4 protein-coding genes are annotated in these 13,288 nt (G+C 67.5%); 1 reads left to right on the top strand and 3 read right to left on the bottom strand.

The window, feature by feature from the left end; all coding sequences use genetic code 11:
* Positions 1-29: 29 nt before the first annotated feature.
* A complete protein-coding gene (locus DAT35_RS60275) occupies positions 30-266 on the bottom strand; it encodes a triacylglycerol lipase (protein WP_199243233.1) in 237 nt (78 codons plus the stop codon).
* Between the two features lie 259 nt (positions 267-525).
* Between DAT35_RS60275 and DAT35_RS48655 the strand changes: the two genes are divergently transcribed.
* Complete coding sequence (locus tag DAT35_RS48655; protein ID WP_108076211.1) at positions 526-2,112, top strand: hypothetical protein; 1,587 nt, start codon at positions 526-528, stop codon at positions 2,110-2,112.
* 240 nt (positions 2,113-2,352) lie between these two features.
* Here the strand turns inward: DAT35_RS48655 and DAT35_RS48650 are convergent, their stop codons facing one another.
* Together DAT35_RS48650 and DAT35_RS60270 are read right to left on the bottom strand one after the other, a co-directional pair.
* Complete coding sequence (locus tag DAT35_RS48650) at positions 2,353-3,285, bottom strand: transposase (protein WP_108076328.1); 933 nt, start codon at positions 3,283-3,285, stop codon at positions 2,353-2,355.
* Between the two features lie 575 nt (positions 3,286-3,860).
* Complete coding sequence (locus DAT35_RS60270) at positions 3,861-13,190, bottom strand: S8 family serine peptidase (protein WP_233262159.1); 9,330 nt, start codon at positions 13,188-13,190, stop codon at positions 3,861-3,863.
* Positions 13,191-13,288 lie beyond the last annotated feature (98 nt).

The following is a 13,288-nucleotide window of genomic DNA, read 5'->3' as shown; positions in this document are numbered from 1 at the left end:
CGATAGAGAGCCCGCAATCATGGTCCGAGTCAGAGCGCCGCGCCCAGTTGCTGCGTGCCGACGTTCGCCGCCTCCGTGGCCTGGACGAAGCGCGGGTCCAGGTTGTCGCGGAGATCGGCGACGGACCGGTCCAGGTAGGGCCAGGCCGGGGCGATGACCTTGAAGCCCCGGGCTTCGTAGCGGGCGCGGAAGCCCTCCCAGGCGGCGGGGTTCAGCCAGGCACCGTGGATGAGGACGATGGTCTTCGAAGAGGTGGGAAGCGGCATGGCGCAATCTCCTGAAGCGTTGATGGCAACAGGATGCGCCGGGGGCTCGCCGAAACCCATTCTACGTGGGGTTGGGCAATCTATACCTTGGTATGGGTGTGGTGGTGGAGCAGGGGAGAAGGTGTCAAAGAAGTTGTTCTCTGGGAACAGACAAGAAGAGCTGCTCCCAGAAGCCACCACTCCAGTCCACCCGCCGCCCCACCTGGCAAGTGATTGCCTTCGGGCAACGCTCGCGCGGACACTGCGGGGAGGAGGCGGCATGCTGTACTACTTCAAGTGTCGGAAGTGTCAGAACACGAGTGGGCTCTTCCTGGAGAGTGAGCTGTCCTCGAAGGTTCCGTCCTGCAACGTCTGCCAGGGGAGCGGTGGGAGCATCGTGGACCGGCTGTCGTCCATGGCGTTCTTCTTCGGCTGCATGACGTGCAAGGGGACATGGTCGTACGTGTCGCCCGGCAGCTACGCGCAGGCCAAGGCGGCCCGGCCTGACTGCCCCTTGTGCAAGACGAACGCACAGGTCTTCTTCGTCCCGCCGGATCCCACGCAGAAGCAGAAGACCGCGAAGCGCCGGAAGCCCGGAATCGTGGACCCGCAGGTGCACGACGTCGGCCAGGAGCTGGCACTCGAGCCCAAGTCCCGCGGCACCGCCGTGAAGCGCAAGTGGGCGGACGAGGACTTCCAGCCAGAGGAGACGCTGTTCGAGGTGACCCCCGTCCAGAACGACCACACTGCCGAGAAGCGGATCAAGATGGAGCTGGGCTACCGCCAGCAGAAGAAGCGGCAGTCCGACTTCGACCTCAAGTACGGGAAGCTCCAGGACAAGCATGATCCGATGAAAACGGCCCAGCACCCCCACCGCGTGGTGACCTTCGCGACCTATAAGAACAAGATGAAGAGCATCACGAACGTCGTCGGCGGCGTCACCTACCCCCGGTCGAGCAAGGCGGGGCCCACGCTGGTGACCGGGTCCCGGGTCGTGAGCGTCAGCCATACCTGGGACTACCGCGAGCTGGGTCCCAACTCCTTCCTGCGGCGCCTCTGCCTGCTGGTGTTCGTCCGGAACTATGGCTCGACGGACGCGATGGTCCCCGTGGAAGTCCAGGCGATGTGGGCCGCGGGCTCGCTCTATCTCTCCTGCAACAACTACGACTTCTCCAAGAAGGTCTACGAGGACCTGACCCAGGACAAGACGCTCAAGAAGTTCATCACGGAGCTCAAGCTCAACTCCTCCGACACGGGCAGCCACGGCACCGTCGGTCGGAGTCTGCCGATGGTTCACACGAAGAAGCTTCCGGACTACAAGCGGGACTTCGCCGCCAATACCGAGCAGTCCTATCCGGACTACTTCCTCTTCCGCTGGGAGTATGTCTTCCGCCAGCTCCGGGACGCGCTGGAGTGCACGCAGATCTCCAAGGTGGAGATCGTCAAGAACAACGGCGACTACACCCGCTGGACCGTGGGCAACGTGCAGGCGGGCCGCGTCTACATCGTGCTGCCCCAGCAGGGGCAGGGCTTCCTCAAGAAGGAGGTGCACGCCGAGCAGCTCTTCTACCCCATCCTCATGAAGCTGGATCAACAGGGCCTGCTGAGCGCGAGCCAGCCGGCCTTCATCGGCGGCGTGAAGACGGCCTGCCTCACGTGCAGCATGGTCATGAATGCCGCGCACGGCACGCTGGGCGACAAGCTCATCCTCCCCACGGATGCCCATGGGCACTACTGGGAGGCTTCCGGCCGACATGTGACGAACCCCACGTTCGACTCCAATGACCTCGCCATGGTGTTTGGCAAGGACACGAACTCGGACAGCCTCGTCAGCACGGAGTTCCCGCCGTCACCGCAGCGCAAGTAGGGCAGCAGAGGGTGTCGCAGCAGCAGAGGGTGTCAAAGAATTCGCAGCAGAGGGTGTCAAAGAATTCCCCAGCCGAGAGGGTGTCAAAGAATTCCGCGAGAGGGCGCGAGAGGGTGTCGCGAGAGGGTGTCAAAGAATTGCCCCCCCGCGAGAGGGCCCTGCCGAGAGGGTGTCAAAGAATTCCCCGAGAGGGAATCAAAGAACTCAAGCGAGGCGACCCGAGAGGGAATTCGGTGGGAGTCAAAGAACGCGAGTGAGGTGACCCGGCACGACACGAGGAGGAAAGGAGAAGGGAGGGAAGGGGGCTGAGAAATCCCCTCGCCACCAGCGAGCAGCCGCTTGGCGGAAAGCGGAGACGAAGGCACGGTACTGCTCGCGCAATGCGAGCAGCACCTGGGGTGTGGATGCATGCCCCAAAGGCCGAGGGCTGCGCTTGAGGTGCTCGGGACGGGTATGCGGGTGCTGCTCCTGCACGGTCCTCGCTCCCAAGACAGGCTTGCCCCGGGCTCGGGCCTTGGCTTGCACCTCTGAGAGTAACGCGCGCACCGCACGCTGCTTGTCCTCCTCATCCAGTCCTTGCCAGCACGGCAGTGGCGCCAGCTCCAACTCCACCGGTTCGGCCCATTCCTCGGCAAAGGGCCCTGGCTGCGCCGCCAGGTCCTCGCTTGTGCGTCCGTTCCAGCGCTTCGTCCAGTTGAACCACCGGAAGAGCCGGCGCGCTGGACCCAGCAACTGAGGCAAGCAGGTGAGGCCCGGCCACTCGGCACTGCTCTCCACCAGTCCTTCCTTCACTCCGTGGGCGAGCACGTAGCTCAGTCGTCCCACCAACGCGGTGTCGTCCAGCACCGGTTCCGCCGAATAGCGCCGCTCCCAGAAGCCGCCACTCCAGTCCACCAGGCGCCCTACCTTCCTGGAGAGGTTGGCGCGCAGGTACTGCATGAAGGAGGCGAGAGAGGCTCCTCGAGCCCACACCAGCAGGTGGAAGTGATTGGAGGCGAAGGTGAAGGCGTGCAAGCGCACGGAGCCGGCGCTGTGTTGAACGGCTTTGGCGAGCACTCCTCCCACCACCTCGTTCACCTCCTGGCAGGGGCGCAGCAGCAGTCGCCCCTGAAAGCACCTGGAAGTGACGAAGTAGAAGCCCTCCTCTTGGAACATCCTCAGCGGCCAGCCCATCCCCATCCCCTGCATTCGGTTCGCAGGGCCAGATGCAGCTCATGGGCCAGCACGCAAGTCCTCGGAAAGACTTGGAGGCGGGTCGGTTCACCCGTCCAGGCCAGGCCTGTCTACCTGTTGCTTGAGTCCCACATGACACCCGCTCTGCCGCCACTCAGTTCGGGTTCTTTGACCACCGTTTCGGGCGGAGGAGTTCTTTGACACCAGTCCCGGTCCCGGGGGTTCTTTGACACCAGTCCCGTCGACACCAGTCCCGTCCCGGGGGTTCTTTGACACCAGTCCCGAGGGGACACCAGTCCCGGTCCCGGGGGTTCTTTGACACCAGTCCCGAGGGGGTTCTTTGACACCAGTCCCGGGACACCAGTCCCGGTCCCGGGGGTTCTTTGACACCAGTCCCGGGACACCAGTCCCGGACAGTCCCGTCCCGGGGGTTCTTTGACACCAGTCCCCAGTCCCGACACCAGTCCCGGCACGGGGTCCCTTCTTTGGCAGGAGCCCCGCGACCGGGCGGAGAGCGAGTGTCTCCGCCCGGCCCGGTCCCGCGCGCTGGCCGTGCGCACGGGACCTCACCTACCTCAGGCGGCCTTCTTCGCCCGGCGTCGGACGGACACGTAGCGCGCCAGGGCGAACAGCCCCAGGTAGACGCTCGCGTCCGCGCCCGAGGTGGCACCGCAGCCGCAGCCCGTGTCGTCGCCCTTCACCTCGTTCTTCACGGTGATGCCCACGGGGGCGGAGTTCGCCACGTTGCCCGCGCTGTCGGAGATGACAGCCGTGAGGGTGTGAGACGAAACACCTGGCAGGCCGGAAGTGTCCCAGGTCGCGGTCAAGGTCGCGTCCTGGCCGCTGGCGATCACCACGCCATCCACGAGGATGGAGAGCTGGACCAACCGGGTGCCTGGGGCCACCGCGCCCGTGGCGGTGATGCGGACATGACCGGACACCTCGGAGCCGCCCGCTGGCTCCGTCACCTGGACGGTGGGCTGCGCGAACGCGGTGACGTTGGTCTGCACGGTGCCGCTCAGGCCAGGCTGCTCGGCATCCGTCAGGGTCAGCGTCCTGAAGCCCGGGGACAGGAAGGTCACCTTCAGGCCGTTGAGCACGCCCGCCGTGAACGCCGCGTGGGCCGGGAGGACGGCCGCCGCGTCCGAGCTCGTCACCTGGATGGAGCCGGCGTAGGTGGTGGCCACGTTCCCGTAGGCGTCGTACGCCGTGGCGGAGAGCGTGGCTTCCTGGCCCGCCGTGACGCTCACGGGGAACACCAGCGTGTAGCTCGCCGCCGGGCCCGGCGTCACATTGAACGCCGTGCTCGTCGCGCTCGTGGAGCCCTGGGCTCTCGCCTCCAGCGTGTAGCCCGTGCCTGCCTTGCGCAGGGCGAGGCCCTCGAACGTCGCCACGCCATTGACCGCGAACACCGAGGTCGTGCCGAGCAGGGTTCCGCCCGTGGGGTTGGTGCCGAGGCTCAGGGTCACCTGGGTGGTGCTGTCGGTGAGCACGTTGCCCAGCGCGTCCTGGAGCTCCACCACGATGGGGGCCAGCGACGCAGCCGCCGAGACGTTGCTCGGAGCGCTGCGGAAGACCAGCCGCGCCGCGGCACTGCTGGTGACGTTGAACACGGTGCTCGTCACCGCCGGCAGGACGCCCGAGCTCGCCTGGAGCGTGTAACCCCTGGCGGCGCGGTTGAGGGTCAGGTCAGGGAAGGTGGCCACGCCATTGATGGCGGCCACGGTGGTGGTGCCGCCCAGCGTGGCGCCGCCCGGGTTGGAGCCCAGGACGAGGGTGATGGAGTCGGAGGCGCTGGTGATGACGTTGCCGAACGAGTCGAGGATGGAGACCTTGATCGCCGGGGAGATGACCACACCCGCCGTCGCATTGCCCGGCTGGACGGAGAAGGACAGAGCCGCAGCCGCACCCGGGGTGATGTTGAAGGTACCGCTGGTGGCGCTCGTCAGACCCGAGGCCGAAGCACTCAGCGAGTAGCCGTTGGCCGCCTTGTTGACGGAGAGGTTGGAGAAGGTGGCCACGCCGCTGACGGCGGCCACGGTGGTGGTGCCGCCCAGCGTGCCACCGGAGCCGCCCAGGAGCGACAGGGTGATGCTGCTCGTGGCGGCCGCCCGGTTGCCGTGGGCATCGAGGACTTCGACCTCGACAGGGGCGAGGGTGGAGCCTGCGGTGGTGCTCGAGGGGCCCGTCTTGAAGACGAGCTGGGCCGGAGCATTGGGCTGGACGTTGAAGGCGGAGCTGGTGGCGTTCGCCAGGGAGCCGGAGGAGGCAACCAACGTGTAGCCCGAGCCCACCCGGTTGAGGGTCAGGTCAGGGAAGGTGGCCACGCCGCTGACGGCGGCCACGGTGGTGGTGCCTCCGAGCGTGGCACCCCCCGAGCCCGAGAGAGCCAGGGAGACCGCGTCCGAGGCACCCGTCACGAGGTTGCCGAGAGCGTCGAGGATGGAGACCTTCACCGCGGGGGAGAAGGCGACACCCGCCGTCGCGTTGCTGGGCTGGACGGTGAAGGACAGGGCCGCAGCCGCACCCGGGGTGATGTTGAAGGTACCGCTGGTGGCGCTCGTCAGACCCGAGGCCGAAGCACTCAGAGAGTAGCCGTTGGCCGCCTTGTTGACGGAGAGGTTGGAGAAGGTGGCCACGCCGCTGACGGCGGCCACGGTGGTGGTGCCACCCAGCGTGGCGCCCGAGCCACCCTGGAGCGACAGGGTGATGTTGCTCGTCGCGGCCACCTCGTTGCCGAGAGAGTCGAGGATGGAGACCTTGACCGCCGGGGAGATGATCACACCCGCCGTCGCATGGCTGGGCTGGGCGGTGAAGGACAGAGCCACTGCCGCACCCGGGGTGATGTTGAAGGTGCCGCTGGTGGCGCTCGTCAGACCCGTGGCCGAAGCACTCAGAGAGTAGCCGTTGGCCGCCTTGTTGACGGAGAGGTTGGGGAAGGTGGCCACGCCGCTGACGGCGGCCACGGTGGTGGTGCCGCCCAGCGTGCCACCGGAGCCGCCCAGGAGCGACAGGGTGATGCTGCTCGTAGCGGCCGCCCGGTTGCCGTGGGCATCGAGGACTTCGACCTCGACAGGGGCGAGGGTGGAGCCGGCGGTGGTGCTCGAGGGGCCCGTCTTGAAGACGAGCTGGGCCGGAGCATTGGGCTGGACATTGAAGGCGGAACTGGTGGCGCTCGCCAGGGAGCCCGAGGAGGCAATCAGCGTGTAGCCCGAACCCACCCGGTTGAGGGTCAGGTCAGGGAAGGTAGCCACGCCGCTGACGGCGGCCACGGTGGTGGAGCCACCCAGCGTGGCGCCGCCCGGGTTGGAGCCCAGGACGAGCGTGATGGCGTCGGAAGCGCTGGTGATGACATTGCCGAACGAGTCGACGATGGCGACCTTGACCGCCGGGGAGAAGGCGACACCGGCCGTCGCATTGCCCGGCGGAACGGAGAAGGACAGAGCCGCAGGCACGCCCGAAGAGATGTTGAAGGCGTTGCTGGTGGCGCTCGTCAGACCCGAGGCCGAAGCATTCAGCGTGTAGCCGTTGGCCGCCTTGTTGATGGTGAGGTTGGAGAAGGTGGCCACGCCGCTGACAGCCGCCACGGTGGTGGTGCCACCCAGCGCGGCACCACCCGAGCCGCCCAGGAGCAACAGGGTGATGCTGCTCGTCGAGGCCACGCGGTTGCCGTGGGCATCGAGGATTTCGACCTCGACAGGGGCGAGGGTGGAGCCCACGGTGGTGCCCGAGGGGCCCGTCTTGAAGGCGAGCTGGGTGGGCGCATTGGGCTGGACGTTGAAGGCGGAACTGGTGGCGTTCGCCAGGGAGCCCGAGGAGGCGACCAGCGTGTAGCCCGAGCCTGCCTTGGCGATCGACAGGTTGCTGAAGGTGGCGACACCGCTGACGGCGGCCACGGTGGTGGTGCCACCCAGCGTGGCGCCCGAGCCGGAGAGGGCCAGGGAGACCGGGTCCGAGGCACCCGTCACGAGGTTGCCGAGGGAGTCGAGGATGGAGACCTTGACCGCGGGGGAGAAGGTCACACCCGCCGTCGCGTTGCCTGGCTGGACGGAGAAGGACAGAGCCGCGGCCGCGCCCGGGGTGACGTTGAAGGTGCCGCTGGTGGCGCTCGTGAGGCCCGTGGCCGAAGCACTCAGCGAGTAGCCATTGGCCGCCTTGTTGACGAAGAGGTCAGCGAAGGTCGCGACACCCGCGGTCGCGGCCACGGTGGTGGTGCCACCCAGCGTGCCACCCGAGCCGCCCTGGAGCGACAGGGAGACCGGGTCCGAGGCACCCGTCACGAGGTTGCCGAGGGAGTCGAGGATGGAGACCTTGACCGCCGGGGAGAAGGTGACGCCCGCCGTCGCGTTGCCCGGCTGGACGGAGAAGGACAGAGCCGCGGCCGCACCCGGGGTGATGTTGAAGGTGCCGCTGGTGGCGCTCGTGAGGCCCGTGGCTGAAGCACTCAGCGAGTAACCATTGGCCGCCTTGTTGATGAAGAGGCTGGAGAAGGTGGCCACGCCGCTGACGGCGGCCACGGTGGTGGTGCCACCCAGCGTGCCACCGGAGCCGCCCTGGAGCGACAGGGTGATGCTGCTCGTGGCAGCCACGCGGTTGCCATGGGCATCGAGGACTTCGACCTCGACAGGGGCCAGGGTGGAGCCTGCGGTGGCGCTCGAGGGGCCCGTCTTGAAGGCGAGCTGGGTGGGCGCATTGGGCTGGACGTTGAACACGGAGCTGGTGGCGCTCGTGAGGCCCGTGGCCGAGGCACTCAGCGAGTAGCCATTGGCCGCCTTGTTGATGAAGAGGTCAGCGAAGGTCGCGACACCCGCGGTCGCGGCCACGGTGGTGGTGCCACCCAGCGTGCCACCCGAACCGCCCTGGAGCGACAGGGTGATGTTGCTCGTCGCGGCCACGACATTGCCGAGGGAGTCGACGATGGAGACCTTCACCGCGGGGGAGAAGGCGACACCCGCCGTCGCATTGCCGGGCTGGACGGTGAAGAACAGAGCCGCGGGCACGCCCGAGGTGATGTTGAAGGTACCGCTGGTGGCGCTCGTCAGACCCGAGGCCGAGGCACTCAGCGAGTAGCCATTGGCCGCCTTGTTGATGGTGAGGTCGGAGAAGGTGGCCACGCCGCTGACGGCGGCCACGGTGGTGGTGCCGCCCAGCGTGGCACCCGAGCCGCCCAGGAGCGACAGGGTGATGCTGCTCGTGGCGGCCGCCCGGTTGCCGTGGGCATCGAGGACTTCGACCTCGACAGGGGCGAGGGTGGAGCCCGCGGTGGAGCTCGAGGGGCCCGTCTTGAAGGCGAGCTGGGTGGGCGTATTGGGCTGGACGTTGAAGGCGGAACTGGTGGCGTTCGTGAACGAGCCCGAGGAGGCAACCAGCGTGTAGCCCGAGCCTGCCTTGGCGATCGACAGGTTGCCGAAGGTGGCGACACCGCCCACCGCTGCCACCGTGGTGGTGCCGGAGAGCGTGGCGCCCACCGGACCGCCCGAGAGCGCCAGGGAGATGCTGGCCGTGGAGGCGGTCGGATTCCCGAACGCATCCTGGATGGCCACCTGCACCGCCGGGGTGATGGACGCGCCCGCCAGGGTGGTGGAGGGCTGAGTCATGAAGCCCAGCTTCGCCGCCGCGGCCGGGGTGATGTTGAAGGCCGAGCTGGCGACGTCGGGGAAGCCGGAGGAGCTGGCCTTCAGCGTGTAGCCCGTGCCGGCCTTGTCGATGGACAAGCTGCTGAAGGTGGCCACGCCGCTGCTCATGGCGACGGTCGTGGTTCCCGACAGCGAGCCCCCCCCTGCGTTGTTGGCGATGGACAGGGTGACGTTGAACGAGCCCGCAGCCACCGGGTTGCCATCCTGGTCCAGCAGGCCCACCGTGATGGCCGGCGAGATGGAAGTGCCCGCGACGGTGTGGGAGGGCTGGGTGGTGATGACCAGATTCGTCGGCACCCGGACGTGGGTCGTGGAGCTTCCGGAGATGCTCGGGGTCGCCGTGTCCTTCGCGGTCAGGGACTGGCTGCCCACCGTCTTGAAGGTGGCGGACAGGCCGCTCGCCACACCACCGGAGAAGGTCGCCGTGGAGGGCAGGACCGCCGCGGCATCCGAGCTGGTGAAGGAGGCGCTTCCGCTGTACCCGGTGGCCACCACGCCCACGGCGTCAACGGCCGTGAGGCTGAAGGTCACCGGCGTGTTCGCCAGCACCGAGGCAGGCACTCCAGTCACCTTGTAGGCGGCGACCGGTCCCGGAGGAGGAACGTGGGGAGAACAGGTGGCCACCTGGTCCGCGTTGATGCGGACGTCGTCCACGTAGAAGCCCTCGTAGTTGCTGGTCGAGTCGCTGTAGAACTTGAAGCCGAACCACACCTTCTGGCCCGCCAGCGCGGCCAGGTTGACGGTGACGGCCTTGAGCGCGCCATTGGTGCCGGAGCTGCCCGCGGTCGTCGTCGTCCAGCTGCGCGTGGTGGAGCTGCTGTTGAGCGTGTTGTCGTAACCGCCCGCCGAGATGTACGGCGCCGTCGCCACGGCCGCATCACCCACATTGATCCACGGACCGCTCGGCCCCGTGGTGCTGTAGGCGAGCCAGGCACCGTCGTACCGGGCCTCGAAGCTGTACCAGATGTTGAACGTCATCTGGGGGTTGATCGCGCTCGCCGGGATGGAGAAGCCGTTGATGGTGGACGACACCGAGCCGTTACCACCGAGCACCAGCGTGTGCTGCTGGCTGATGGGATACGTGCCACCGCAGGCCGTGGAGGCCGCACCAAAGCGGTAGGCGTTGGTGGCCGACTGGTAGTGGCAACCGGACACGATGGCCATGGTGGCCGCACTGCCAGTGCCCACCGTCGGAATCCAGTACGCCGAGGCATTGGCCGGACGGCTGGAGTCGAAGTCATCGAAGTAGCGGACACCCGGGGTGATGGTACCCGTCGGGGTGGCCGCCTTCTCCACCGTGTTCGTGTCCTCGAGGGTGGCCGAGCTCACCTCGGTGGCGCGCACCACGTAGTAGTACGGGGTGCCGTCGGCCAGGTTGGCGTCATCCAGGTAGGAGGTGCCCGTCACGCCCGTGGCGAGCCGGTTGGTCGCAGAGGGGGTGAAGCCCGGCGTCGTGCCGCGGTACACCGAGTACGTGAGGGCGCCACCGCAGGAGGGCGTGGCCGCGGACCAGGACAGGGTATTGGCGCAGGTGCTCTGGGCGTTGTTAGAGGCGGAGGAGAGACCCGCGAAGGAGGGCGGCAGCGCGCACATGCCCGTGGCCGTCACGGAGGCCTCGTTGGACTTCGGGGACTCGGCACACGCCTTCGCGCGCACCACGTAGTAATACGTCGTGCCGCCCGACAGCCCGGTGTCCGAGAACGGCGGAGCCACGGCGGTACCTACGCGGGTGTACGGCCCGCCCGCGGTGGTGGCCCGGTAGATGTGGTAGGCGGCGGCGCCATTGACGGTCCATTGGATGTCGACGCGGTTGCTGCCGCTCACGGTGGCCGTCACACCCGTGGGGGCAGCCGGCATGTTGTTGCAGGCGTTGTAGGCGACGATCGCGAAGTCCTGATCCATCGAGGAGGCGTTGTTGGGCACGCCGTCCGAGTTGATGTTGGCTGCCGTCACCGTCACCGTGACAGCGCCTTCGGTGCCCGCCGGCAGGAAGACGCTCTCCACGTTGTTGGAGCTGTCCGCCGTGCCACCCGTCGTCGAGTTGGCTCCGGTGAAGACGTTGCCCTTGTACGTGCTGGTGCCCACCGTCACGGTGAGGTCCAGGTTGTTCTTCCAGGCGCTGCCGGTGGTGGAGCCTGGCGCGTCCGTCCACGCCACCGTCACGCGGAAGGGCTTCGTCGAGTCTGCCACCACTGTGTTGAAGGTGCTCGTCTGGCCCGAGGCCGTGAAGAGGCTGGCCGGGGTCTGGTCACCCACCAGGCGCGGCACGCCGTCGAACGCCATGCCCAGGTCCATCAACCCCATGCCCTGGTTGGTGGACCAGAGCGAGTCGTTGGCCCCCACGCCCGTCATGTAACGGGTCGAGTTCATCAGGTAGGCCTTCGTCATCGCCGGGCTCGGCGGGGTGACGCCCTGATTGATGAAGTACTGGCGCAGCAGCGCCGTGCCACCGGCCACCGCGGGGGTGGCGTGACTGGTGCCGGAGGACGCCGTGTACCACTGCTGCGTCACCGGGAAGTAGTCCGAGCTCGGACCCCCGCACACGCCCGAGGCGTCGAAGCACGAGAGCTTCTGGCCGGTGGCAATCGCCGGCGGGCTGGCTCGCTGGCCAGCGGCCTGCGCCACGCCGCCCGACACGTGCGTACCCGGCGCCATGATGTCCGGCTTCTTGCGGCCGTCCGAGGCGGGGCCTCGGCTGGAGAAGGCCACGATGTCGTAGGCGCTGTTGGCCTCCGCGTCCGTGGTGCCGCAGGCATCCGCGCCGCCGAAGGCCTGGACGTTCTCCGAGGCACCCACGGTGATGACGTTCTTGGCCGTACCGGGGCTGCCCACCGTGTTCGCCGACGAGCCGTTGTTGCCCGCCGCGAAGACGATGATCATCTCCTGGTTGCCGGCGTTGGGCACCGCCGAGGCCGTGGGCTGAGCGTCACGCACCAGCGCGTCGTAGCGCTGAGAGTCCGCGGTGTACGTGTTGGCGTTCGAGCCCCAGCTGTTGGAGCTGATGCGCATGCCGTCGCGATAGGCGCGCGACTGCAGGTTCTCGTAGTTGGGCGAGGTGAAGTCACCCGGGTCGAACACCACCGAGGAGCCCACCTTCACGAAGGGCGCCACGCCCAGGCCGTAGTGGAACCCGGCCGCGTCCGCGAACGGAGCCCCGCTCTGGTTGGAGAAGCCCGCGACGATGTGCGCGTTCAGGTTGCCGTGGCCGTCGCAGCCCTGGATGGTGCTGCCGGTGTTCGGCGTGCCTTCCAGTCGGTTGTACACCACGCGGCTGGTGCCGGTGACGTCTCCGTTGAGGTACAGGCCGAAGTGGTTGGGCAGCGGCGTGCCGTTGTCGATGCCGCTGTCGGTCACGTCCACGCCGAAGCCCGACGCGGTGAACTGGGCCTGGGTAAAGCCCTTGGACGCCAGCCACGCCAGCCAGGTCGCTCCGCTCGGCGCGTTTCCGGTCAGCTGACCGGAGAGAATCATGTTCTGCCGTTCGTCGAACTTCCTGGGCAGCGGGCGCGGCTGGATGGACAGCACGTCCGGGCGCTGGACAATCTCATTGAGCGCCTGGCGGTCCACGAAGGCCACCACGTTCACGTAGTCCAGGGCCTCCTGGACGATGGCCTCACGCGTCTGCAACTTGCGGATGAGCTCCAGCGTTGCCCCATTCGTCTCCTCATCCTTGATGAGCTGGACGGAGTAGGCGGGCGTCGCGACCGTCTGGACGGTGGGGTCCAGCTTGTAGTCATCCAGGTACTCGCCGTCCCAGCGGATGGCGGGTGCCGCGGCGATGTGCTTCTGCAGGCTGCCCATCGCCGTCGCATCGCCATAAACGAGGTAGGCGTTGTTGGGGATGTACGTCACCACCCGCACGCCCGTGGCCTCGAGCTCCTCGAGCCACTCGGCCTTCACCGGGCCGTCGAAGTGCACGATGTGGAAGCCCTTGCCCGCGGCGTTCTTCTTCATGCCGCGCAGCGACCTGGCGTACTCGGAGGCGGTGTCGATGACCCCCGCGTTCAGCAGGATGTGATTGTAGTCATCGCGCAGCTCCGTGCCCTTCTCCGGAGAGAGCGAGTCCAGCGTGGCATCATCCACCTGGACCAGCTTGTAGGAGCCGTAGTCGCCGAGGACCCTGGCGCCCTGCTTCTCCAGCTCGGCCGCCTTCTCCGCGTCGAGTTGCACCTTGTGGATGCCCAGGCTCGAGCGATAGCCCTCGAGCCGCGAGCTCCCCGGCACGCTCGCCGAGTCCCCGCAGGCCAGAGCCGAAGCGAGCCATGCCACGCCAAGCACCCTCGTGGAGAGTCCACGAGAGCGCATACCGGTCGACCGGTACGCCGAATTCTTCATTGTGTTCCCACCCTCTTTTTCCCGACGAGCGA

Source organism: Vitiosangium sp. GDMCC 1.1324 (assembly GCF_003044305.1).
Classification (GTDB): domain Bacteria; phylum Myxococcota; class Myxococcia; order Myxococcales; family Myxococcaceae; genus Archangium.
This window is presented reverse-complemented; position numbering and strand designations above follow the sequence as displayed.

Coding starts and splice junctions, on each gene's coding strand:
- DAT35_RS60275 (WP_199243233.1), bottom strand. CDS start 266: ATGCCGCTTCCCACCTCTTCGAAGACCATCGTCCTCATCCACGGTGCC.
- DAT35_RS48655 (WP_108076211.1), top strand. CDS start 526: ATGCTGTACTACTTCAAGTGTCGGAAGTGTCAGAACACGAGTGGGCTC.
- DAT35_RS48650 (WP_108076328.1), bottom strand. CDS start 3,285: ATGGGCTGGCCGCTGAGGATGTTCCAAGAGGAGGGCTTCTACTTCGTC.